Below are 22,859 nucleotides of genomic sequence, written 5' to 3' on the forward strand. Positions count from 1 at the left end.
AGCATCATACCATGGAAATTAAACAAGGTCACCAATCATTTTATATCGGAAACGAGGATAATAGTGAAGCAGAGGTGCATTTTGTACGTGTAGGAGATAGTCGAATCATTCTCGACCATACACATGTAGCCGAACATCTAAGGGGCCAAAATGTTGGACAGCAATTAGTCAAAGCAGCTGTTGAATATGCGAAAAAAGAAAAACTACAAGTTATCCCATTATGTCCGTTCGCAAAAGCAGAGTTCGAAAAGCATCCAGAATATCAAGAACTAGTAGGCTAAATCAAATCGTCGCACCCCAAAACTTAGGGGTGCGTTTTTATTTTTCTCTTTCCAACTTAATTTTTTCAAGTTCCACTTCGAGCTCCTTTAGCTTGATGATGGACTCTTGCTTAATCTGATAAACCTTAATTAAACTAACAATCCCCATCAATAAAATAAACATCAGCATTAAAAATTGAAGATTTGACAAATCCTCACCTCACTTTTATTTCAATTATACACAATATACACAATAATTTCCTGTTACGCTAAATGATGAGTAATACAAAAACAAGAAACCAATTTAGTTTTCGATAATTATTTTACTAAATAATAGTAGGACTGCTAAAAATACTCTTTTCTTCTCGCGAAACAAAGTAAGTATGCTGGGAGGAGTATGACTATTCGAAATAGAAGGTCTATAGAGTGACAAACATGAAGGAGTGATTGGATGCGATTAACGAAAGGAATTACCGGCTTTGATGCCGACCATTTAATCGAACAGGATATGCGCATGTTTCAATCGATGGTATATCATTTAGCAACAAGTGAACAGCGAGCGAAAGTACGACATTTTATCGATCAACCGCATTTTGTCTATATGCAAGCAGTAGTGGAATTAGATGGAAAGACGCTGACCATTCTTCACCATCGGTGGATGCCATATATTGCTTTTGCAAATTCGGATAAAGAACTTAGCTTTACCTTTTTATCGAGGCCTCAGCTTCACAAATATTTTCCTATGCGAAAATGTTTGGAAGCGGTAACGCTGAATACTTTACTGGAAAAGGACCGAGCCTTGCATAGTTTATCTCCTATGGAATGGAAGAACATTGCCTATTTTAAAAGTCAAACTATTGGAGATGTAATGTTTCATGCTTGGGATTGATTAGGACAAATTACTCATGTCGAAAGATGCTATAAAATACACAAAAAAGACTAAGTTATTTCTGGAAATATAGCAAAAATTCCTAAAGTCACCAATCTTTCTGTTAAAATGGTAGATTACTTTTTATGGAATAGATTCGGAAAATAAGGAGTTTTTGCACATGTCATTCAAAACAATTAGTAGAAGAATTGTTTTTTCCTTTAGCATTGTCATTACAATAATGGCGTTATATATCGTGTACAATTATTTTGCCATTCAGCAAAGTAACAATGCGACAGAACAAATGGTTTCGCAAGAATTACAATTATTGACTATAGATTACGAGCAAGCGCAAACCATTGATTTAAGAATAGCTGCGGCTAGAGGCTATATATTGTCTGGCAATGAAAAGTATAAAACTATTTTTCAAGATAATGTAGCGCGCGCGGCGAGTAATGAAAAACAGCGATTAGCCTTAACAAGCTCTGAAGATTTCAGCAAACTTGCAGAAATGGCGAAGGAATGGAATCGCTATATTGAACAACAAGTATTTGCTATTTATGACCAGGGCAACGCAAAGCTCGCTATCCAAAACATGACGAAAATGGATGTAACAGCAACGACCATTCGTGAAGGCTATGAAGATCTAGCCAAACAACGCAAGCAAGCTATTAATGAGGTAGGAGCCGACGTGATGGTTGCCGGCCAAAATAAGCAGCTAATTGGCATCGTCGTAGGTATACTCATCTTTGTCATTGCAATTATTGTTGAGTTACTGAGTGCTCGTGGTATATCAAGACCCATTATTACATTGACGGAGCGGCTGCAACAAATGACGAATGGCGATTTAAGCGGTCCCCCATTAAAGATTCAATCAAAAGATGAAGTGGGCCAACTCATGGCAGCAACCAATACGATGGCGGATATATTAAATCGCTTATTACAGCATATTCAAACGGTATCAAATGATGTAGCTACCCAGAGTGAGGAGCTATTGCAATCTACAACTGAAGTAAAGACAGGCACCGAGCAAATCGTCAATACGATGACAGAAATTGCAGGTGGAACGGAAGAGCTGGCCAGTCATACGACAGCTATTGCTACCTCCATGAACGATTTTGCTGGAAAAGTAACTGCCGTTCATCAAAGCAATAAAGACGTCCAGCACTATTCTCAGGATGTCAAAGCTTTAGCAAAAGAAGGACGTGACTTAATGTCCTCCTCTACGAAGCAGATGGGAGCAATTCAACGTATTGTGAAGGATGCGGTAGACCAGGTTGATGGATTAAGCAAGCAAACACAAGAAATCTCTAAGCTTGTCACTGTCATTCAATCCATTGCCTCACAAACGAATTTACTAGCATTGAATGCAGCGATTGAAGCAGCCCGAGCGGGAGAACAAGGAAAAGGGTTTGCTGTAGTTGCCGATGAGGTACGAAAGTTGGCTGAGCAAGTGTCATTTTCTGTAGGAGATATAACGAATATTGTGCGAAACATTCAGGATGATTCCAATAGAGTGACCGCTTCTCTTGAACAAGGCTATGGCGAAGTAGAGAAAGGGACAATGCAAATTACGACTACTAATGCAACGTTTCATCATATTGCTGACGCAATAGAGGCCATTGCTACAAATATTGAACAAACGTCCTCCGAGCTAGATGATGTCGTTCACAATACTGACACGATTAATAAATCCGTAGACGAGATGGCTGCTATTTCTGAACAGTCAGCGGCAGGCATACAGGAAACATCAGCCACCATCGAACAGGCCGCTAGTTCTATGAAGGAAATTAAACATAGTTCCGAGTATTTAGCAGAGATGGCCGAGCAATTAAATAGTCTAATACGACGATTTAAACTATAACGATATGTCCCTTAATTTCAAACTTCCATCACATTTACGCTGTATACTAATGTATTGGAAGGTGGAATCATTTTGAGAAAATATTTACTTTTATTACTAATGAGTACTTTATTCATGGCACCTGCTGCCTACGCCCATACGATGGATAAAAGTACACTATTTACGGATGTCCCTGAAACAACCTCAACTATTCAGGACATTATGGTGTTACATAGTATTGGGCTCCTTGGGTATAATGGCAAAGATATGGCCTTAAACCCAACTGACAACTTATCACGCAAAGATTTTGCAAGCTGGGTAGGTGGCTTCTTTGGACTTGAAGGAGCAACAGTGGATGAATTAGCACAAGCAGCACAAAAAGAAGAATACATTTCTTCCTTGGAGGGCGACCTTACATACAAGGAAATAAATACAGCACTTTTTCATCATAAACTCGAATTAGAGAACCCCGATGCAACGATGACGAAGGAGGAGTATATTGCCTTCTTAATGGAACATCTGGACTATGATATGGGCGGCCACACGCTTCTTCAAATGGGTGGTTATGCTGAAGGTCCAACTGGTACCATTGAAGATGTCGTGACAGGAGATGAAACGGGCATTATTATCAATGGTAAAACGTATATGCTGTCAGGCCACCCTCGCATTTTTGCGGAATCAACTGATGCTAAAAGCTGGGTAGGTCAACAGCTAGAACGTTCTATTTTTACAACAGCTGGCGATCACCATCATGGTCATGATGGCGATCAAGAAGAAGGACATGGGGATCATGCAGAAGGACATGGTGATAGTCATGAACACGAAGCATCAGCCTCGGATGAAGCGACGCTACAATATGTGCAAATTAGCACTGCACAAGTGGCAAAAGAGGACGCCAAAGAAGTACAGTCATCGAATGCAACAACAAAAGAACAACAAACAGCAGCAACAGATGACACAACATCCAACACAGTATGGATGATTGCCATCCTAATTGTCCTAGCAGCTATTTTCGCGCTTGTTTTCGTGAAGAGAAAAAAATAAAGCAACTTATAGGAACCAGCAATAATCGAGTAACTTCGGTGATTGCTGGTTTTTTTAAAAGGAAATGATTGCTATAATAAAGTAAAGTGCGAATAGTAAGCGAACATGATTTCATAGCATGATTCGCACCAGTAATATTGAAGAAATTGCTAGTTAGATAGATAAGTATGGGTTATTAATACCTGTTTTTTTATTTATAAATATTAATATATAGGATATTTTGTTGAGAATCTATTTAATTTAGCTGTCACTCTCTGTATGGAGAGTGTGGATTGAAATATCACCAGACTTATTGACTGTTGTAACTTTGTAGTCACTCTCTGTATGGAGAGTGTGGATTGAAATTTGTATTGAACTACTTAATGAAATTATGACACCGTCACTCTCTGTATGGAGAGTGTGGATTGAAATTCCACCACTGGTGCTAGTGCCTGAACTACTTCCAGTCACTCTCTGTATGGAGAGTGTGGATTGAAATGAAGTATTCTAGCATCGTCGGCTCTTTCGATAAGTCACTCTCTGTATGGAGAGTGTGGATTGAAATGTTTAATATGGCTGTCCGAGACTTCATAAAGCGGTCACTCTCTGTATGGAGAGTGTGGATTGAAATAAGAATGGAAATTGAAAAGAGGAACAGTACAAGAGTCACTCTCTGTATGGAGAGTGTGGATTGAAATCGTTATTATGTTGCTGAACCGACTCCAGCCCAAGTCACTCTCTGTATGGAGAGTGTGGATTGAAATATTTAGGACCACAATGCTGTTATTAGCGATTTGTCACTCTCTGTATGGAGAGTGTGGATTGAAATTATATGAGGACAGTATTTGTTTAAGTACCGATGAAGTCACTCTCTGTATGGAGAGTGTGGATTGAAATTAACCGTTGGATGTAATCAACTCTTTTTGTCAGGTCACTCTCTGTATGGAGAGTGTGGATTGAAATTTGTACTAGGTGGATTAGCCGCAGCCATTGGTCCGTCACTCTCTGTATGGAGAGTGTGGATTGAAATGATATTGCGATATTAGAAAATTACGGAATCAAAGGTCACTCTCTGTATGGAGAGTGTGGATTGAAATTCTCCGATGTAACTGTTGCCTTCGCATGGTATAATCGTCACTCTCTGTATGGAGAGTGTGGATTGAAATAAAATTGGTAATCTCCTCTATAAATTCGTCTACGTCACTCTCTGTATGGAGAGTGTGGATTGAAATCCTTTAACTATGACTCTCTCTAAATCTTCATCCTGTCACTCTCTGTATGGAGAGTGTGGATTGAAATTGCCCTAGTGATCTTGTTGTTTGGCGTAAATGTGTCACTCTCTGTATGGAGAGTGTGGATTGAAATAGTGTCATAAATTGAATAATCGCTTCTGTAGATTGTCACTCTCTGTATGGAGAGTGTGGATTGAAATCTAAAACAGAGATTGAGATGTTGCAATCTGAGAAGTCACTCTCTGTATGGAGAGTGTGGATTGAAATATTGAAAATGGCTACTGATCAATCAACATCTAATGTCACACTCTGCATACAGAGTGTGGATTGAAATCGAAAAGACGGCTGCCCAAGTACTTCAGATGATTGTCACTCTCTACAGCTATGAATTGAAATTAAATGGTGGGTTTTTTAATCATCAGCATTTCTTATGTATGTAGAAAAAAGATTAACCGTATTTTTTATAGGTACTTAGACATCTGATCTAAGGTTTGGTATAATTGTTTAAATATTACAATTTTATATACGTGAGAAAGGTGGGTTAGATGACTACTTTAGATATTATTGCTCATATTCGATCGAGTGATGGTGCAGAGCAACGGTTGGTGGATCATTTAAAAGAGGTTCAAGTTTTGACAGAAAGAATTGGACAGAAAATTGGTCTTTCACATGTCACTGGCCTTGCAGGAATGTTACATGATATGGGGAAGTTTAGCGAAGCGTTTCAGGAATATATTCGCGAAGCTTTCTCTAATCCCAATAATCCTCCAAAAAGAGGGAGTGTGGATCATTCTACAGCAGGAGGGAAATTTTTACTGGAGCATTTTCATCAAGGTGGGCCAGTAGAACGGATTTTAACGGAATGTGTGGCAAATGCCATTTTTACACATCATGGGCAATTACTCGATATGGTAGACAGTGAGGGGCAATCGCCTTTTGTAAGAAGATGGACGACTGAAAAGGATATTTCATTTTTACAAGTGAAGCAAGACTTTTTACATCATATGTATGACCTTGATTATATGCAAATGTATGTTCATAAAGCGGTTGATGAATTGCAAACTTATCTCAACAATAGACTGAAAAATGCGAAAACTACTAGTGAAGCGGCTGGTATTATGCAAAAGTTAACAAGTTATCTCACAATGTATATATTTAGTGCATTAATTGATGGAGATCGTCGAAACTCACGAGATTTTGAAAAACAGGAAGAGTGTTCTAATGACGATTCATCTGTTCTTTGGTCAATATTTGAACAACATTTAAATAATGAACTGGTTGAAAAACAACGCAAAGCTTTACCAAATGAGATTACCCGTTTACGTGAACATATGTCAGAGACTTGTTTAGAAAAGGCAGCTCTTCCTACAGGTATTTATACTCTTTCTATGCCTACAGGTGGTGGAAAAACATTAGCTAGTCTACGTTTTGCATTAAGACATGCACAGCTTCAACAAAAAGAACGTATTATCTATATCGTGCCTTTTACTACAATCATCGAACAAAATGCTCAAGAAGTGCGTGATGTATTACATGCAGAAGATTATGTTTTGGAGCATCATAGTAATGTTATTGAAGAATCCGAACATCTTGAAGGTTTGACTTTCAAGGAATATCAAGCTGCAAGAAGATTAGATGCCGCTAAGGATGATTGGGATATACCCATTGTTTTTACGACAATGGTGCAATTTTTAGAGACCTTTTATAGTGGAAAATCACGTAGTGCCAGAAGATTACATAATTTAGCGAACAGTATATTAATATTTGATGAGGTACAGGCTGTGCCTACTCATTGTGTGTCTTTATTTAATGAGGCCTTAAATTTTTTAAAAAACACATGTCAAACGACATCGTTACTTTGTACAGCTACCCAGCCAGCACTCCAATATGTACGTCATAATATAAAGATAGATGGAGAACTGATGGACAATTTACCTTCGATTGTAGAAGCTTTTCAACGCACAACCTTAAAGCCTTTGTTAAAAAATGAAGGCTGGTGTACCGATGAATTGTACGATTTTCTTAAAGTAAAACTGACCGTAAATAACAATGTATTAGTCATATTAAATACAAAAAAAGCGGTAAAAGATTTATTTGACCATTTTATTTATGATGATATTGAGGCCATACATTTGAGCACAGGTATGTGTCCTGCACATCGAAAGCAAAAAATAAAGGAGATGCGGGAGAAGCTACGAAAAAAGGAAAAAATTATATGTATTAGTACGCAATTAATTGAAGCAGGCGTCGATATCAGTTTTGATTGTGTGATTCGCTCATTGTCAGGGCTGGATTCCATTGCGCAAGCTGCTGGACGATGCAATCGTCATGGTGAAGTGGCGTTACGAGATGTCTATGTGATTAATCATGCAGAAGAATCTTTAAGTAAACTACCTACTATTGAAAAGGGTGGCGAGTGTGCCAACTATATCATGAAGGATTTACAACATAATTCTACATTATTTGGGGGAAATCTATTATCGACTACGTCCATGATACATTATTTTAAAAACTTCTATAAAGAGTTTGAATCTAAGTTAAATTATCCAATCCCAGCATTACAAACTTCTATTTATGAGCTTTTATTTCGTGTAGATACGGACTGGAATAAAAATTATCTGAAGGGACAAGGTAGACAAAATCCATTAGCAATACTAACGAGCTTTAGAACCGCTTTCTCACACTTTGAAGTGATTGACGCAAAGACACAAGGGATACTTGTACCATATGGGGAGGGGGAAGAACTTATAACCCAGCTTACGAGTGGTGAGTCAATTCCGGATTATCCACTATTTTTGAAGAAAGCTCAGCAGTACAGTGTGAATGTTTTTAAGCATGAGTTTGAAGCTCTAAAGCAAAATAATCAGTTGATAGTTGTACATTTTGGTTCATTAGCGATTTATGCAGCAAAAGATGCGGCTTATGATGAACGGTATGGCATTAGTACGCAGGGAGAAGCACAGCTAACGGATTTTATTGTGTAGGAAGTGAAAAGCAGCTCATTGCTTTTCAGGTAGTGGGCTGCATGGTTAGATAATTCAAAATTATCTAAGTTTTTAGGTGAGTGATTTACTATTTTCCCCCTATAGTAGATCTCCCTTAAAATCTATAAGGTAATTTTTTACAGTATTCATTAAGGAGGTGATAACATGACAAAAATACGCAATCAAATTGAGTTTGAGGTGTATGGTGCTTATGCATTATTTACAGATCCACTCATGAAGCTTGGTGGTGAGAAAATGACGACACAAATTCCTAGTTACCAATCGCTAAAGGGAATCGTCGAATCTATCTATTGGAAGCCATCCATTATCTGGTATATCGATGAAATCCGTGTCATGAATGCGATACGTATGGAATCAAAAGGTGTACGCCCTATTGATATGGCAGGTGGTAATACATTGGCGAATTATAGCTATTTGCGTGATGTACGTTATCAAGTAAAGGCACATTTTGAGTTCAATACTAATCGTTCAGATTTACAACAGGATTTCAATGAATTTAAACATCATAACATTGCTAAGCGTTGTGTCGAAAAGGGGGGGCGTCGTGATGTTTTTCTAGGCACAAGGGAATGTCAGGCATATGTCGAGCCATGTGAATACGGAACTGGAGAAGGGTATTATGATGACTATGATGAAGTACATTTTGGTACGATGGTGCATGGTTTAAATTATCCTGATGAAACAGGACGTAATTTACTGGAAACAAGACTTTGGCAACCTCGAATGATAAAAGGGTATATTACTTTCATTCGCCCAGAAGAGTGTTCACTTATTCGTCCAATCAAAGAAATGCAAGCAAAATCTTTTAAATTAGGTGAATCATTGACAGCGGTGGATGATGAATACGCGGAACTGGAGGTGAATAAATGAGCTATTTACGTGCTTTATATAAAACATATGAGGAACATGAAGCACTAGCAGGAGAGGTTTTTACAAAAGAAACGAAAGACAAGAAAGAAATCGAATATACATTACTGCCCATTTCTCACACAACGCAAACGGCACATATTGAAATGGTGATTACCTTAGATGGGACATTATATGATGCGAAGGTGATCGAAAAAATCAATACGATTTTACCATTTACGGAGAGCTCTGGTAGTCGTGCAGGAAAGAACTATGTGTCGCATATGTTGCAGGATAAGTTGATGTATGTTGCAGGTGATTATGTCACTTACACTCAAGAAAAGGATAAGCGTGATGCCCATTTATTTTATTTAGAGCAGCTTGGTGAATGGTGTACATCCGCTTATAGTCATCCGCATGTACAAGCCATTTATGAATATGTAAAAAAGGGGACGCTTATTCAAGATCTTGTGGAACGCTCAATACTACATGTCACTGAATCCGGGTTATTGCGTTCAAAATGGGATACAAAGCAGGATGGAGATAAACCACCGATATTTCAAATGTTAGCAGGAGCTCAAGAAAGTGCCTTTGTTCGTTTCAATATACATGTGCCTGAGAAAGTCACAGATCCAGTTTGGATAAATAAGGAAATTTATGATGCATATAGCCATTTCTATCAAACAAAATTACAAGATAACGACCTATGCTATGTGACAGGTGAATACAATCCTTTTACTGTTCGCCATCCTAACAAATTAAGAAATTCAGGCGATAAAGCAAAGTTAATTTCAGCAAATGATAGCACAGGTTTTACTTATCGTGGACGATTTAAGGATAGCTTTGAGGCTGCTAATATTAGCTATGATGTCTCACAAAAAGCACATAATGCCTTGAAATGGTTGATTGAACGACAAGGTAAGCAAGTAGACGGTCGTATCTTCCTTGTTTGGGGATCAAAAAATACAGATATACCTGATGTCTCAAATGATTTATCTAATGACGTTTTTCGAGGGCTAAATTCTTTATTAGAGCAACGAGATACAATGCTTATCCAAAGTGAAGATTCTAAAAAAATATTGGCAGACCAGCATAGTCAAATCATTAGCGGTATAAAAAAGAACTTGAATATTCAGGAATACGAGGATGAAAAAGTTTATATTTTAACGCTGGATGCAGCAACACCTGGACGTCTAGCAGTACTATATTATCGAGATTTGGATATTAAAGATTATTTTGAAAGGCTATTAAAATGGCATGAGGATTGTAGTTGGCAACATACAAGGAAAAAGAATGATGAGTGGGTACGATACTTCGGAGCGCCTTCTTTTTACACGATTGCACATGCTGCTTATGGGCCAAGACCAAGTGATAAGGTCGTTAAAGGGGTTATGGAACGGATGTTGCCATGCGTGTTGGATGGGCGAAAAATTCCGATGGATATTGTGCGAAGTGCTATAGTAAGAGCTTCAAATCCACAGTTTTATGATCAATCATGGGAGTGGGAGCAAGCACTTGGTGTCGCCTGTTCTGTTGTGAAAAAACATTACGATGACAAAGATAAGGAGGTTTACAAAGTGGCACTTGATACGAAAAATTCAGATCGTGATTATTTATTTGGTCGTTTACTTGCAGTTGCAGATGTGTTAGAGCGTAATGCATTAGGTAAGGAAGAAAATCGGCCAACAAATGCTTTACGTTACATGAATGCATTTTCTCGCCATCCTGCTAGAACGTGGGATACAATCCAGCGCAATCTACAACCTTACCAAATGAAACTAAGAGAAAAAGGCATTTATTATACTAAGCTTATAGATGAAATTGGTGCTCAAATGGAGATTCAAGACTTCACTGATATACCACTTACTGGGAAATATTTACTTGGTTACTACAGTCAACGACAGGCATTGTATTCGAAAAAAAGAGAAGAATGAGGAGGAATAATCCATGACAACATTAGATCATAAAATTGATTTTGCAGTAGTGTTTTCAGTAAAAAATGCTAACCCTAACGGAGATCCATTAAACGGGAATCGACCACGTCAAAATTATGATGGCTTCGGTGAAGTATCAGATGTATGTATAAAGAGGAAATTGCGCAATCGGCTTCAAGATATGGGAGAGGCAATATTTGTCCAATCCGATGATCGTAATAACGATGGTTTTAAAAGTTTAAATGATCGTGCCGATGCTATTCCCGAGTTGAAAAAAATTAAGGCAGACAAAAAGGGAAACGCCGATGTCTATGCTTCGATTGCAAGTCAGACATGGTTTGATGTAAGGGCATTTGGACAAGTCTTTGCTTTTAAAGGCGATTCGCTATCGGTTGGCGTACGTGGACCAGTCTCTATCCATACAGCAATGAGTCTTGCACCAATTGATATTACAAGTATTCAGATTACGAAAAGTGTTAACTCAGTGACAGGTGATAAAAAAGGCTCTGATACAATGGGAATGAAGCACCGAGTAGACTTTGGAATTTACAAATTTTTTGGCAGCATTAATACACAATTAGCGGAAAAAACAGGCTTTACGAATACAGATGCTGAAAAATTAAAAGAAGCACTGATTTCATTATTTGAAAATGATGCCTCTTCTGCCCGACCAGAGGGCTCATTGGAAGTACATAAGGTGATTTGGTGGGAGCATAATTCTAAGCTTGGCCAATACTCATCTGCCAAAGTTCATCGCTCCTTACACGTAGAAGGACAATCATTAAGTGATTTAACAATTTCTGTAGAACCTTTAGAAGGGTTAGAAGTTTATGAGCTGGATGGAAAATGATGATGCTGACTATTTAATGCTGTCAGGTATTCAACATTTTCAATTTTGCCCTAGACAATGGGCGCTGATACACATTGAACAACAGTGGGCTGAAAATGTTTTGACAATTGAGGGTCAGCATGTACATGAAAAAGCAGATCAACCCTTTTTGCGTGAAAAACGTGGAAATAAATTAATTGTGCGAGCGATGCCTATTCGCTCGCATTCTTTAAAAACAAATGGCATATGTGATGTGGTGGAATTCCTCGAACATCCAAATGGTGTACCTATCCAGGGTGAGGATGGCTATTATTTGCCTATACCTATTGAATATAAACGTGGCAAACAAAAGAAAGGACAGGAAGACATTGTCCAACTGGTGGCACAAGTTATTTGTCTAGAGGAAATGTTAGTTTGTGAAATTCCATTTGCCTATTTATTTTACGATGAAATAAAGCGTCGTGTAAAAGTCGAAATTACGAATGAGATGAAGGAAGATGTGAGGTCTATGTTTAAAGAGATGCATCGCTATTTCGAGCGAACGCATACGCCAAAAGTTAAAATTGGTAAACATTGTGTGAGTTGCTCGCTACAAAATTTATGTCTACCAGAGTTAATGACATCAACAACTGTTCGTCGTTATATGGAGAGGTATTTATAATGCGGAAATTATTAAATACGCTATTTATTACAACCCCAAATATTTATCTATCTTTAAAAGGGGAAAATGTGGTCATTACACAGGAAGAAGAGCAATTAGGGAGATTTCCTTTACACAATTTCGAAGCTATCTGTACATTTGGATATGCAGGAGCAAGTCCGAAATTAATGCATGCGTGTGCAGAACGGAATATTAATTTGACTTTTTTATCGAGGTCTGGAAAATTTTTAGCACGGATTGTTGGAGAAAGCAAAGGAAATGTAATCCTTCGGAAAACACAATATCGGTTGTCTGAAAGTGAATTGGAAAGCGCCAAAATTGCTCGTAACTTTATTTTTGCTAAAATTTCTAACCAAAAATGGATAGTAGAGCGTATGGCGCGTGATTATCCGTTGCGATTAGATGTTCCTGTTTTTAAACAGGTTTCTCGCGATTTGACTGCCACAATGAAAGAAGTGTTACAGGCAGAGGATTTAGAGAGGCTACGAGGGTTGGAAGGGCAGGCTGCAACAGCATACTTTAAGCTTTTTAATCAAATGATTCTACAACAAAAAGAGACATTCGTCTTTAAAAATCGTAATCGACGTCCTCCAACAGACCATGTCAATGCTTTATTATCCTTAGCTTATACATTACTTGCTTCAGATGTAGCTTCTGCATTAGAAATGGTAGGATTAGATGCATACGTAGGGTATTTACATCGTGATCGCCCAGGTCGTGCTTCACTTGCACTTGATACAATGGAAGAATTGCGTGGTGTCATGGCCGATCGCTTTGTGTTAAAACTTATTAATAAGAAAATTATGCAGCCAGTCGATTTTGTACAAAAAGAAAATGGTGCTGTCTTACTAACAGAGGAGGGTCGTAAAAAATTCATCAAATCTTGGCAAGAACGAAAGCAAGAAAGCTTAACACATCCCTACTTAAATGAAAAAATAAATTGGGGTCTTGTACCACATACGCAAGCTATACTACTTGCACGATATTTACGAGGTGATTTAGAAGAATATCCACCCTTTCTATGGAAGTGAGGTTTGGTTATGCTAGTATTAGTAACGTACGATGTGGTCACAAAAACGGCTGCTGGTCAAAAACGATTACGCAAAGTAGCAAAAACTTGTGAAAATTATGGCCTCCGTGTTCAAAATTCCGTTTTTGAATGCGTAGTAGACGCAACACAATTTAAGCAACTTCAACTGGAACTTCAGGCAATTATTGATGTAGATTTGGATAGCCTACGCTTTTATCAGCTTGGCAACAACTATAAATCAAAAGTCAAGCACATTGGTGCCAAAGAAACGTTTAATGTGGAGGACACCATAATTTTATAAATATCACCTCGGCGCGGATGCAAAGCAAACATAAAATTCCTAGAGGATCCGCACCTATTTTTAGTAAGAGCTTAATCAAAATTACAATCTTGATGAGTATAAAGAAAGGTCATATATAAATGAATTAGTGAAATTATATTAAAAGTGATAATTTTTAATGAAATTTTGCAGTCACTCTCTGTATGGAGAGTGTGGATTGAAATGTTGCCATCCTCATCGACTGGTACAAGCTGTACGTCACTCTCTGTATGGAGAGTGTGGATTGAAATAATCAATTAAAAGTCGCTTGGCAAAAAGAAAAAGGTCACTCTCTGTATGGAGAGTGTGGATTGAAATACTCGTTGGAGCACTATAATTTGCCGATTTCTTAGTCACTCTCTGTATGGAGAGTGTGGATTGAAATATAATCCTACCCATCTTCTTTTTGTGAATCGTTTCGTCACTCTCTGTATGGAGAGTGTGGATTGAAATATATGTCACATTATTAGGAATAACGTTGACACCTAGTCACTCTCTGTATGGAGAGTGTGGATTGAAATGTTATCATTTACAACCAATCTGCCACCTCCTCGATGTCACTCTCTGTATGGAGAGTGTGGATTGAAATCGGTAAGCAGCCGTGGTAATCTGCGTATACTTGCGTCACTCTCTGTATGGAGAGTGTGGATTGAAATCACTAGTAATCTCCTATTGTTATAGGCTGTACGGTCACTCTCTGTATGGATGGAGAGTGTGGATTGAAATGACTGCTTTGCGTAAGTCCTCGCTTAGTCCAGCGGTCACTCTCTGTATGGAGAGTGTGGATTGAAATATTAGGTTTTATGGTCAGTTTAGTTGTGAAAAACGTCACTCTCTGTATAGAGAGTATGTATTGAAATCCCGCTAGTCCCTCTATCACAGTAATACGTTCTGTCATTCTCTATACAACTAAATAGCCATTACAAATAAAATAAAAAGATGAACAGCACTTGGTAAGGTCAGTTGACCAACAATCGCTGTTCATTTTTTATTACCGAAAATCATGGACATTCATGAAAATGTCAAAATTTTTACGTGAACGGATGCAAATTCCAGTAATTTTACACAAAATTGAATAACTACAAGCCTGTTCGGTATATAAATAGGGTACGATCATTTTTAGGCTGAGGAGTGTGTAAATGGCAACACTTGTAGTAAAGAGAAGTATTATGCATCGGTACCAAAGCATTGGGCAGGCAATTGAAGAGGCTATGCCTGGGGATATGATAGAAATTCGAGATGGTATTTATGAGGAAAGCTTGGATATTTCCAAGCGGCTGACATTGTATGGAGTTGGCAATGTTACAATTAAAGGTGGTGTTTTTATTCGCTACCAGACCCATGTAGATATGCGCAATTTACGTTTTCGTCAAGGACAGGGGCTCTATGTGAAAGGAGATCTTCAGTTAGAAAATTGTATTATAGAGGAGCAATTGATTCGCACACAGATTATGGTCAGCTATGGTAGTTTACTGATGAAAAATTGTGCTGTGCTTGCTACATCGCTCAATCATTTTGGTCTGCGTGTTGCTAATGGTTCCAGTGTTATTCTCGTTGATACAACACTTGAGCATCATGTGAAAGCTCAAATTATTGCACAAAATTGTGAAATGACATTAAGCAATTGTCTGCTACTCGAAGGGAAAAAACATGGTATTTTTGCGATTCGCCATGTGAAGATGGTAATGGAGGATTGTGAAGTTCATGGTCATGAAAAGGAGCAAATTGTAGCGGCGTCTAGTGAGCTGGCAATCACCAATTGCCTTATTCACCAAGGACAGGGGGTTGGTATACAGCTTTTTGATGATACGATTTTACGTATGGATGGCTGTGAGATTAAGAATCATCATGACACGAATATGATTGTCCACCGTAGTGAGGTAATGGTATCTGATTCTATATTTTCGGATGGCCAAGGACTCGGGCTGTACCTGGGAGAAAAAACTGAAGCTCAATTCTACGATTGTCAGTTTAACCGTCATGTAAAAGCACAAATGCTGATAGAGAATAGCAAGGCAGAGTTTCGCAAATGCCATGTACGTAATGGAATGGCTGTTGGTATGACCATCGTAGATGAAGCTGATGTTTCGATGACCGAATGTCAAATCCAAAACCATCAGCAATTTCATATCATTGTGGATGCAAGTGGGCTACAGCTCCATCAAACGACTATTCAATTTGGGCAATCAGGTGGTATTTATGGCAATGAGCATGCCAAAATTATGCTTCACCATACAAACATTCGAGAGCTGGAAAAGCAACATGTATATTTGAACAATGCCCGTTTGTTTACACAGCATTGTACGTTTGAACAAATGCAAAATAACGGGATTACGTGTATTGACGCCATTTTTGAAGTAGCCAACAGCCATTTCAAAGACTGCCAGGATAGCACGTATGCGATGATATGGTCTGATCGTTCAATGGGACGTATTGAACATTGCAAAGTAGGCGAAGCAGCACGCCCATTTTTAGCTCTGTCCAATCGATCTTTATTAGAAATACGTGATACAGATTTAAGTGCAGTGAAGGCTCCAGCGGTGGTACAGGAAAACAGTCAGTTATATGTGCAAAAGCATGTTCAGACAACAACTTGGCATCGAGACACAGCTTCAAGAGTATCACAAATAGAGATGGTTCAAACAAATGAAGAGAACCATATAAAAATGCTGAAACATGATATTAAAAAAATAATTTAATAACCGATTATACAACTAAGACAAGTAGTTTCAATTTTGAAATTACTTTTTTTATGGCGGGCATCAGAAGGTTTCAACTTTATATTTATGGGTAAAGTAATATGTTTGGGTCAAAAACGATGAGATAAATAGGCAGCGAAAACTCTATAATTCGACAAACTGACTGATTATTTTTATAATGGTATAGACAACTTCTTTTCAATTACTGCAATTTTCCAAAAAAATTAAGAAGTAAAATGGTATATTTTCTTGTAAATGTTATTTTTGGAATAATAAAGTTTGGAATTGATGTAAAAAAAATAGTAAGAAATTTTAGATAATAGATTGATTAATTTCGGTGAATTAGCCTATAATTAGTAAAAATGGTTCATATATAAGATGATTATATGTTATTTGTGAAGTGTGTGTAATTTGTTTAAAATAATAATAAAAAGGAGTGGGGGTGATAAGAGATGTTTGGGCTGACAAAAGAGGAAATTCTTTTAAAGTTAGAGGAAATTGAATTAGCAGAGAAGCATAAAAGTGCGATTGCTGATATCTTACAACTAAACAATATGCGCATAGAACAACAGCTTGCATTACTGATCCATTTAATAATCGATGAGCGCGAACGTAATATTTCTAACCATACATATTTAAATTAACCATATATATAGATGCAAAAATCACAAGTGCAGGATTCGAAGCACTTGTGATTTTTTTATCACATTTTTTATAATTTTTTTGTAAAACAAATGATTCGATTCGCTTCCGTAAACCCGAGCTGTAAATGTACTTGTAAACTTTCGGTATTGTCCCATTCACAATCACTTGCAAATTCTGAGCATCCCATATGCTTGGCCCATTGTTCACAATGTGCTACAAGCTGTCTAGCATAGCCTTGCTGTCGATAGTTATCCATGACGAATAATCCTTCTAAATAGCCGACTGGACTAGAGTCCGTACCCTCTACATAATCTGTTCTCAGCTGACATTGGGCAAAGCCAATCGCCTTGTCATGGTCGTAGGCTAAGAAAATAGCTGCATTGTCATCCTTCAATAAATGTGTCATGCTTTCAGTAAATTCCTCTACTGTATGATTAGGCCACAGCAATAAAGCTAATGTCGCAGTTGCCAGGGCATCCTGTTGCTCTGCTTGTTGAATCATTCAAAGTTCCTCCATCCTATTCATTCCGAAAACGAAACAAAAATCTTTTTTGTACGTACAAACTAGTAAGAGTTTCTGTCGTTGATGTGCTTTCTATCATTATATACAGGGTATACATGTAAAAAAAGGATAAAATCCACATCGATTTTGATGAGAGGGGAACCGATATGTCATTATTACAATCGTTAATTGAACAGGCAAAAAATCCAAAAGGATGGATGGGTTCATGGATGCTACGTATCATGAATATCACTCATCGTGGCATGAATAGTTGGTTTATCCGGCAAGGTGCCATCAATGATGGGGACCGTGTGTTAGATATTGGCTGTGGCGGAGGGAAAACACTCGGAATTTTATCGAAATTGAATCCCAATGGTATAATTTATGGGATTGATATTTCTGCACAGGCAGTAAAGGAATCCATCAAAATGAATGAAGCGAATGTCGCAAGTGGCAGCATCATTGTTAAGGAGGCAAGTGTGTCTCAAATTCCATATGAGGACCAATTCTTTGATGCAATTACAGCTTTTCAAACCCATTATTTTTGGCCATCATTGGAGCACGATGTTGGGGAAGTATGGAGGGTATTAAAAAATGGAGGGAAATTTATTGTCATTGCGGAGCTCTACAAAATGAATTACCATATGGAAGCATTCCAAACACCAGCAGCTATGAAGGATTTATTGAAAAAAACCGGTTTCCAAACGGTATATATAAGTGAAAAGACAAGTAAAGGATGGCTATGTATTACGGCCATAAAATAATACATAAGCATAGGAGGTTTTTCGATGAAAAGATGTTCGTGGGTCAAGCTAGATCAGCCGTTGTATGTAGATTATCATGACAAAGAATGGGGAGTACCCGTCTATGATGATCAGCATTTATTCGAAATGCTTTGTTTGGAGGGGGCACAGGCAGGACTTAGCTGGTGGACCATTTTACAAAAGCGAGAGGGCTATCGAGAGGCATTTGATCAATTCGAGGCTAAAAAAATTATCCTTTATTCAGAGGACAAGCTTTTGGCATTACAGCAAGACACACGTATTGTGCGCAATAAATTAAAAATCGCTAGCGTTGTGACGAATGCTAAAGCTTTTCTACAAATACAAGAAAAATATGGCTCGTTTTCTGAATATATTTGGGGATTTGTCGATCACCAACCAATTGTAAATGAATGGCCATCTATGGCAGAGGTACCAGTGACAACAGATCGTAGTGATCGGATGAGTAAGCAATTGAAGAAGGACGGCTTTAAATTTGTAGGAAGTACTATTTGTTATTCATTTATGCAGGCAGTTGGTATGGTCAATGATCATATAACGGATTGCTGCTGTCGACAACAGGAGCTTGCGCATGAGCATTAAACATATCCAATCTCAGCTAGCCAAGCAAGCGACCATATTCCAGACGGGTGGCTTCCGTCCAACCCATGAGCTTTTAGAAAGTTGGATTGGCTATGTGGGATGGTCTTTACTAGAGGAGGATCGACCCTCCAATTTTCAACCGCTTGCTACATTATTTTTGAAAGATTTGCCCTATGTTCCTCCTGCTTTACAGCCATTTCAATTGGTAACGCTATTTGTCCATGAGAATATTTTCGAACATCTCATGGAGGATGATTTGAGCAACTTTTTTAAAATAAGAGCCTACACCACTTTAGAAAACCTAGTACAGCGGGACTGGCAGCATGAGCGTATTCGAGCCTTTCCTCTGCAGGCAGAGTTTATTCACAATGATTATCCAGTATGGGATGGCGGGGGTATTCCTGCACAAATTGAAGAGGACATACTAAGATTGGAGCATGAAAAGGGTCTCAATTATTTTGACGATATCCTCGAAGATCTGTATCCGCAACACAAAATTGGTGGCTACCCGACCTTTTGTCAAAGTGGTTATGATTTTGGAGAAGACACACCTTTTGTCTTTCAGATTGCCTCAGATGCCAAGGCACAACTGAATATTGTGGATAATGGCAATTTTTATTTCTTTTATAATCCAAACGAACAGACATGGCGCGTCTATTGTGATTTTTATTAACATTCTTTAAGGCTTAGCCCAAAAATGTATTGTGATAGCAATCATGTATTGAATGAAAAATAAGCCTAGATACGCGCCTGACATTAGAAAAATAGGATTTAAGAAAACAGCGTGAATCGTTGTCATAAAGACCACATCCTCACGAATAATCTGCGCTATAGAAGTAGCGGCAATATAGCCAAAAAGAATAGCTGATACGACACCTAACGCATTGAAAACAAGGCGCATTTTATCACTTTTTTGCTGAAGATAGACCATGAGAGCAGGTATGACAATGATAGTAACCATTATGAAGACGTTCATCCACACACATCCTTTTTTCTCAGGATGCCCTTGTTAGCTGGTACATAAACCAAAGATATAGAGGAGGGGAATAAGGTGAGATGGCAAGATGGGGAGATGAAAAAAATAAAGAAGGTGAAGAAAATGGAGCATAAAACAGTCGTCAAGAATGGCATAGGCTTTGGTTCTGTTTTAGCGATTACGATTTCATGGAGTGTCCATCATTCCATCATATGGGCAATCATCCATGGATGCTTTAGCTGGCTCTACGTCCTCTATTATGCATTTACTCGCTAAACTTTAAAGCATACCTATCAGCTAAGTATTTGTTTATTCCAAAAGTTTTTGGGGTACAAACAAAGTAACGTTCATAAATATTGACTAACAAGCATAAATAACAAAGTGCTCTTTTTCAAGAGAACAAACTTCAGTATGAACGTAGAAGAAAGGTTGATAGCATGACACATCAAGTAACGGCATTAAGTAATGTGAATGGAAAAGCTACGGGAGTGGAAGGTATTTTACAAAATGTAGCATTTATTTTATCGACGTTTACGGTCTCTTGCCCGCAACGGGAATGGAGCATTCGGTCAGATATTCGTAAACTCTTCCAACGTATGAAAAAAATGAACACCAAACGTTTGATTGAGTGTATCCAGCGTTTTGAGCCGAGAGTAGTCGTAGTGGAAGTGGATTATTTGGGCGATGTTTATCGAGGAAAACTTGAGCCCATTGTGAAAGTAATTATTAATGAATAAGCCTATAAATTCTGCCAGGATTCAACCTGGCAGAAGATCAAATAAATAGTCCGTTTACATATATTGGAAAATATCAATTCCAGAATTCTTTAAGCAATTGTGCTTCTTCGTATTAGAATAATTTGTTGGCAATCTATGATAATCGGAGAAGCTCCTACATCTGCTACTTCTAAGAATGTAGCACAGCACGTTTTAGGATCTAGGCTAATGAAAAAGACATCAGCTAAGCTAAAACCACCTGCTAACACGACGTCTACAAGTGTGCCAATAGGCAGACATTCTAATTGATGGCAAATACAGCCTTTACATTCGTTTTTCTCACAGCAATCTTTCTCAGGGCATTTTTCTTCCTTGTGTTCGCATTTACACGTATGCTTACATTTTTTCTCACAGCACTTTTTTGCTTCGTCTTTTTGTTGACCCCAATTCATATAATGATTAAATCTACAATCTTGCATCTTTTAATCTCCTTTATGGTTAATTTTTAGTATTGGTCGCGCAACCCTTACACATCTAATCTATGAAAAATTAAGTAGAGTTCTTGGTAATTTGCCCTTGGAATAGAAAAATGGAAACTTTGTCGTACATAACTAACCGTTTTTAGGGGGGAATACTAGATTTCTGCCTGTTAATATAAAGGTGAAAGGGAGCGAGTGTATGAAGAGAATACTACAAGGTTTCTTTTTACTGATGTTCGCTATAGTAGTGATATCATGGCTGATTGTAGAAAAACAGCCTTCACCAATAGCCGTAAGTTTCTCTCCTACTCCGACCTATGCGGAAGAGTTTAGTGAAAAATTACAAGAGACTAATTTTACACAAAAGATTATACAAGCAGTACGAAAGGCAGGTTATTCACCAGATAGTACAGTAGGCTATTTGGTAGATTCCCCTAACCATCAAATCATCACCATCCAATTACACGATGGTAATGAAATAGAAAAAAGCACAGAAAGTGAGATTCAAACGATTATCCATGAGCTGGCCAAAGAAGAGAATATGGGAGCATTTATAGTGAATGTTCAGCTATTAGAAACAAAATAAGGAAAGCGGGAGACACATATTGCATGTGTCTCTTTTGCATAGAAGGGGCATGTTATAATGGAATGAAGAGGTGAAGGTCTATGAAAATATTAGTTTTGGGTGCAACTGGACGTGTAGGAAGACAAATTGTTGAGTTCGCGTTAAAAGATCAACACGAAGTAACGACATTTGTCCGTGATCCCCATAAATTACAGATGGACAATAAGAAATTACATATCTTTCAGGGAAATGTCTTAAATAAGAAAGATCTCGAACAGGCTATGGTGAATGTGGATGTAGTAGTAAGTGCATTAAATACAGATGGGAATGATACTTTATCTACTAGTATTTCGCTCATACTTGAGGTTATGGAGCAACAAAAGATAAAGAGAATTATTACGATTGGCACTGCGGGTATTTTACAAAGTCGAGTGTCGCCAACAATTCTTCGTTATCAATCAACGGAATCCAAACGAAAATCTACGTTTGCTGCTAAGGAGCATCAGTACGTTTTTGAACAATTACACGTTTCCAATGTCGATTGGACGATTGTTTGTCCAACCTATTTACCAGATGGATCATTTACAGGAACCTATCGAGTGGAGCGTAATTTTTTACCTGAAGGCGGTAGTGAAATATCAGTAGCCGATACAGCCTACTTTGCCTACCAACAAATCTTTAGTAAGGAATTCGTTAAAACGCGAGTAGGGCTCGCCTATTAAAAGGAGGGTAAAAAATGAGAATCATTCACATGCTCATTGGCCTGCTCATTACATGTATTGGGCTTGCTCTGCTAAATACAACGATGGATGCTGCCATTCGAAATATGATGGTAAAAGTATATGGTATCCTTCTGCTGTTTATTGGGGTGTTTTATCTAAAAAAAATTGCGAAAATGGGGAAGTAATAGCTTTGTTAAGTAATGGATTCCTTCAATGGACAGGGTTTTAATAGGAATAGCGGATACTTATGCTTATAGGGTGAGAAAGTAAATGGATATTTTCCTTTTTATTGAAGGTTTGCTATACTTTATGTCGAATATATATCATTAAAGAGGTGATTG

25 protein-coding genes and 2 CRISPR repeat arrays are annotated in these 22,859 nt (G+C 37.9%); of the genes, 21 read left to right on the forward strand and 4 right to left on the reverse strand.

Going from position 1 to position 22,859, the window contains the following annotated elements; all coding sequences use genetic code 11:
- The first annotated feature begins 11 nt into the window (after positions 1 to 11).
- Complete coding sequence (locus ACE1MS_RS09070; RefSeq protein ID WP_012294109.1) at positions 12 to 281, forward strand: GNAT family N-acetyltransferase; 270 nt, start codon at positions 12 to 14, stop codon at positions 279 to 281.
- Positions 282 to 318: 37 nt separating this feature from the next.
- Here the strand turns inward: ACE1MS_RS09070 and ACE1MS_RS09075 are convergent, their stop codons facing one another.
- Positions 319 to 471: a hypothetical protein gene (locus tag ACE1MS_RS09075; RefSeq protein ID WP_155273022.1), complete on the reverse strand. Its 153-nt coding sequence runs from the start codon at positions 469 to 471 to the stop codon at positions 319 to 321.
- Between the two features lie 240 nt (positions 472 to 711).
- Between ACE1MS_RS09075 and ACE1MS_RS09080 the strand changes: the two genes are divergently transcribed.
- The 12 genes from ACE1MS_RS09080 (at position 712) to ACE1MS_RS09135 (ending at position 17,193) form a co-directional block, all read left to right on the forward strand.
- Positions 712 to 1,149, forward strand: coding sequence for a hypothetical protein (locus tag ACE1MS_RS09080; RefSeq protein WP_012294111.1), 438 nt, complete (start codon positions 712 to 714; stop codon positions 1,147 to 1,149).
- Between the two features lie 160 nt (positions 1,150 to 1,309).
- The gene (locus tag ACE1MS_RS09085) at positions 1,310 to 2,992 is read left to right on the forward strand and encodes a methyl-accepting chemotaxis protein (RefSeq protein WP_332290482.1); all 1,683 of its coding nucleotides are present in this window, start codon (positions 1,310 to 1,312) and stop codon (positions 2,990 to 2,992) included.
- Positions 2,993 to 3,064: 72 nt separating this feature from the next.
- Positions 3,065 to 4,015: an LPXTG cell wall anchor domain-containing protein gene (locus ACE1MS_RS09090; protein ID WP_447402850.1), complete on the forward strand. Its 951-nt coding sequence runs from the start codon at positions 3,065 to 3,067 to the stop codon at positions 4,013 to 4,015.
- Positions 4,016 to 4,261: 246 nt separating this feature from the next.
- A CRISPR array of direct repeats spans positions 4,262 to 5,560; the repeat unit is 33 nt; unit sequence GTCACTCTCTGTATGGAGAGTGTGGATTGAAAT.
- 211 nt (positions 5,561 to 5,771) lie between these two features.
- The gene (gene cas3, locus ACE1MS_RS09095) at positions 5,772 to 8,210 is read left to right on the forward strand and encodes a CRISPR-associated helicase Cas3' (protein WP_447402851.1); all 2,439 of its coding nucleotides are present in this window, start codon (positions 5,772 to 5,774) and stop codon (positions 8,208 to 8,210) included.
- A 174-nt stretch (positions 8,211 to 8,384) separates the two neighbouring features.
- Positions 8,385 to 9,101, forward strand: coding sequence for a type I-C CRISPR-associated protein Cas5c (gene cas5c, locus ACE1MS_RS09100; protein WP_036215766.1), 717 nt, complete (start codon positions 8,385 to 8,387; stop codon positions 9,099 to 9,101).
- A complete protein-coding gene (gene cas8c / locus ACE1MS_RS09105) occupies positions 9,098 to 11,011 on the forward strand; it encodes a type I-C CRISPR-associated protein Cas8c/Csd1 (protein ID WP_422762428.1) in 1,914 nt (637 codons plus the stop codon). Before cas5c ends, cas8c begins: the two co-directional genes overlap by 4 nt.
- A gap of 13 nt (positions 11,012 to 11,024) precedes the next feature.
- Positions 11,025 to 11,861, forward strand: a complete 837-nt coding sequence (gene cas7c / locus ACE1MS_RS09110; RefSeq protein ID WP_036227498.1) for a type I-C CRISPR-associated protein Cas7/Csd2 — start codon at positions 11,025 to 11,027, stop codon at positions 11,859 to 11,861.
- Entirely contained in the window at positions 11,851 to 12,501 is a 651-nt protein-coding gene (gene cas4, locus ACE1MS_RS09115) for a CRISPR-associated protein Cas4 (RefSeq protein WP_422762518.1), read from the forward strand. The genes cas7c and cas4 overlap by 11 nt, the downstream gene beginning before the upstream one ends.
- Complete coding sequence (gene cas1c, locus ACE1MS_RS09120) at positions 12,501 to 13,532, forward strand: type I-C CRISPR-associated endonuclease Cas1c (RefSeq protein WP_036215776.1); 1,032 nt, start codon at positions 12,501 to 12,503, stop codon at positions 13,530 to 13,532. The genes cas4 and cas1c overlap by 1 nt, the downstream gene beginning before the upstream one ends.
- Positions 13,533 to 13,541: 9 nt before the next feature.
- Entirely contained in the window at positions 13,542 to 13,832 is a 291-nt protein-coding gene (gene cas2, locus ACE1MS_RS09125; RefSeq protein WP_036215780.1) for a CRISPR-associated endonuclease Cas2, read from the forward strand.
- Positions 13,833 to 14,002: 170 nt separating this feature from the next.
- Positions 14,003 to 14,710: a CRISPR direct-repeat array (repeat unit 33 nt; unit sequence GTCACTCTCTGTATGGAGAGTGTGGATTGAAAT).
- A gap of 279 nt (positions 14,711 to 14,989) precedes the next feature.
- Positions 14,990 to 16,549: a right-handed parallel beta-helix repeat-containing protein gene (locus tag ACE1MS_RS09130; RefSeq protein ID WP_426390116.1), complete on the forward strand. Its 1,560-nt coding sequence runs from the start codon at positions 14,990 to 14,992 to the stop codon at positions 16,547 to 16,549.
- A 452-nt stretch (positions 16,550 to 17,001) separates the two neighbouring features.
- On the forward strand, positions 17,002 to 17,193 hold the full coding sequence (locus ACE1MS_RS09135) for a hypothetical protein (RefSeq protein ID WP_012294117.1): 192 nt from the start codon (positions 17,002 to 17,004) through the stop codon (positions 17,191 to 17,193).
- 68 nt (positions 17,194 to 17,261) lie between these two features.
- On the opposite strand, the gene aac(6') is transcribed toward ACE1MS_RS09135, so the two are convergent.
- Positions 17,262 to 17,696 carry an aminoglycoside 6'-N-acetyltransferase gene (gene aac(6'), locus ACE1MS_RS09140; protein ID WP_447402852.1) on the reverse strand — a complete coding sequence of 145 codons (435 nt, stop codon included), beginning with the start codon at positions 17,694 to 17,696 and terminating at the stop codon, positions 17,262 to 17,264.
- A 167-nt stretch (positions 17,697 to 17,863) separates the two neighbouring features.
- Between aac(6') and ACE1MS_RS09145 the strand changes: the two genes are divergently transcribed.
- From ACE1MS_RS09145 to ACE1MS_RS09155, 3 genes are read left to right on the forward strand one after another with little or no spacing between them, the layout of a single operon-like run.
- Positions 17,864 to 18,460, forward strand: coding sequence for a class I SAM-dependent methyltransferase (locus tag ACE1MS_RS09145; RefSeq protein ID WP_012294119.1), 597 nt, complete (start codon positions 17,864 to 17,866; stop codon positions 18,458 to 18,460).
- 24 nt (positions 18,461 to 18,484) lie between these two features.
- Complete coding sequence (locus tag ACE1MS_RS09150; RefSeq protein WP_031419900.1) at positions 18,485 to 19,060, forward strand: DNA-3-methyladenine glycosylase I; 576 nt, start codon at positions 18,485 to 18,487, stop codon at positions 19,058 to 19,060.
- Positions 19,050 to 19,733, forward strand: a complete 684-nt coding sequence (locus ACE1MS_RS09155; RefSeq protein ID WP_012294121.1) for a DUF1963 domain-containing protein — start codon at positions 19,050 to 19,052, stop codon at positions 19,731 to 19,733. The genes ACE1MS_RS09150 and ACE1MS_RS09155 overlap by 11 nt, the downstream gene beginning before the upstream one ends.
- Before the next feature lie 6 nt (positions 19,734 to 19,739).
- Here ACE1MS_RS09155 and ACE1MS_RS09160 read toward each other — a convergent pair whose 3' ends face one another.
- Positions 19,740 to 20,036, reverse strand: a complete 297-nt coding sequence (locus tag ACE1MS_RS09160; protein WP_031419903.1) for a hypothetical protein — start codon at positions 20,034 to 20,036, stop codon at positions 19,740 to 19,742.
- A gap of 75 nt (positions 20,037 to 20,111) precedes the next feature.
- Here ACE1MS_RS09160 and ACE1MS_RS09165 point away from each other — a divergent pair, with 75 nt between their 5' ends.
- Positions 20,112 to 20,312, forward strand: coding sequence for a hypothetical protein (locus tag ACE1MS_RS09165; RefSeq protein ID WP_012294123.1), 201 nt, complete (start codon positions 20,112 to 20,114; stop codon positions 20,310 to 20,312).
- Between the two features lie 161 nt (positions 20,313 to 20,473).
- The gene (locus ACE1MS_RS09170) at positions 20,474 to 20,773 is read left to right on the forward strand and encodes a hypothetical protein (RefSeq protein WP_012294124.1); all 300 of its coding nucleotides are present in this window, start codon (positions 20,474 to 20,476) and stop codon (positions 20,771 to 20,773) included.
- 89 nt (positions 20,774 to 20,862) lie between these two features.
- Here the strand turns inward: ACE1MS_RS09170 and ACE1MS_RS09175 are convergent, their stop codons facing one another.
- Positions 20,863 to 21,231, reverse strand: a complete 369-nt coding sequence (locus ACE1MS_RS09175; protein WP_031419906.1) for a hypothetical protein — start codon at positions 21,229 to 21,231, stop codon at positions 20,863 to 20,865.
- A 199-nt stretch (positions 21,232 to 21,430) separates the two neighbouring features.
- On the opposite strand from ACE1MS_RS09175, the gene ACE1MS_RS09180 reads away from it, so the two are divergent.
- The 3 genes from ACE1MS_RS09180 (at position 21,431) to ACE1MS_RS09190 (ending at position 22,703) form a co-directional block, all read left to right on the forward strand.
- Entirely contained in the window at positions 21,431 to 21,817 is a 387-nt protein-coding gene (locus tag ACE1MS_RS09180; protein ID WP_036161410.1) for a hypothetical protein, read from the forward strand.
- A gap of 80 nt (positions 21,818 to 21,897) precedes the next feature.
- Positions 21,898 to 22,518 carry an NAD(P)-dependent oxidoreductase gene (locus ACE1MS_RS09185; RefSeq protein ID WP_036161414.1) on the forward strand — a complete coding sequence of 207 codons (621 nt, stop codon included), beginning with the start codon at positions 21,898 to 21,900 and terminating at the stop codon, positions 22,516 to 22,518.
- 14 nt (positions 22,519 to 22,532) lie between these two features.
- Complete coding sequence (locus ACE1MS_RS09190) at positions 22,533 to 22,703, forward strand: hypothetical protein (RefSeq protein ID WP_155273159.1); 171 nt, start codon at positions 22,533 to 22,535, stop codon at positions 22,701 to 22,703.
- Positions 22,704 to 22,859: the final 156 nt, after the last annotated feature.

The organism is Lysinibacillus sp. fkY74-1 (assembly GCF_053165895.1).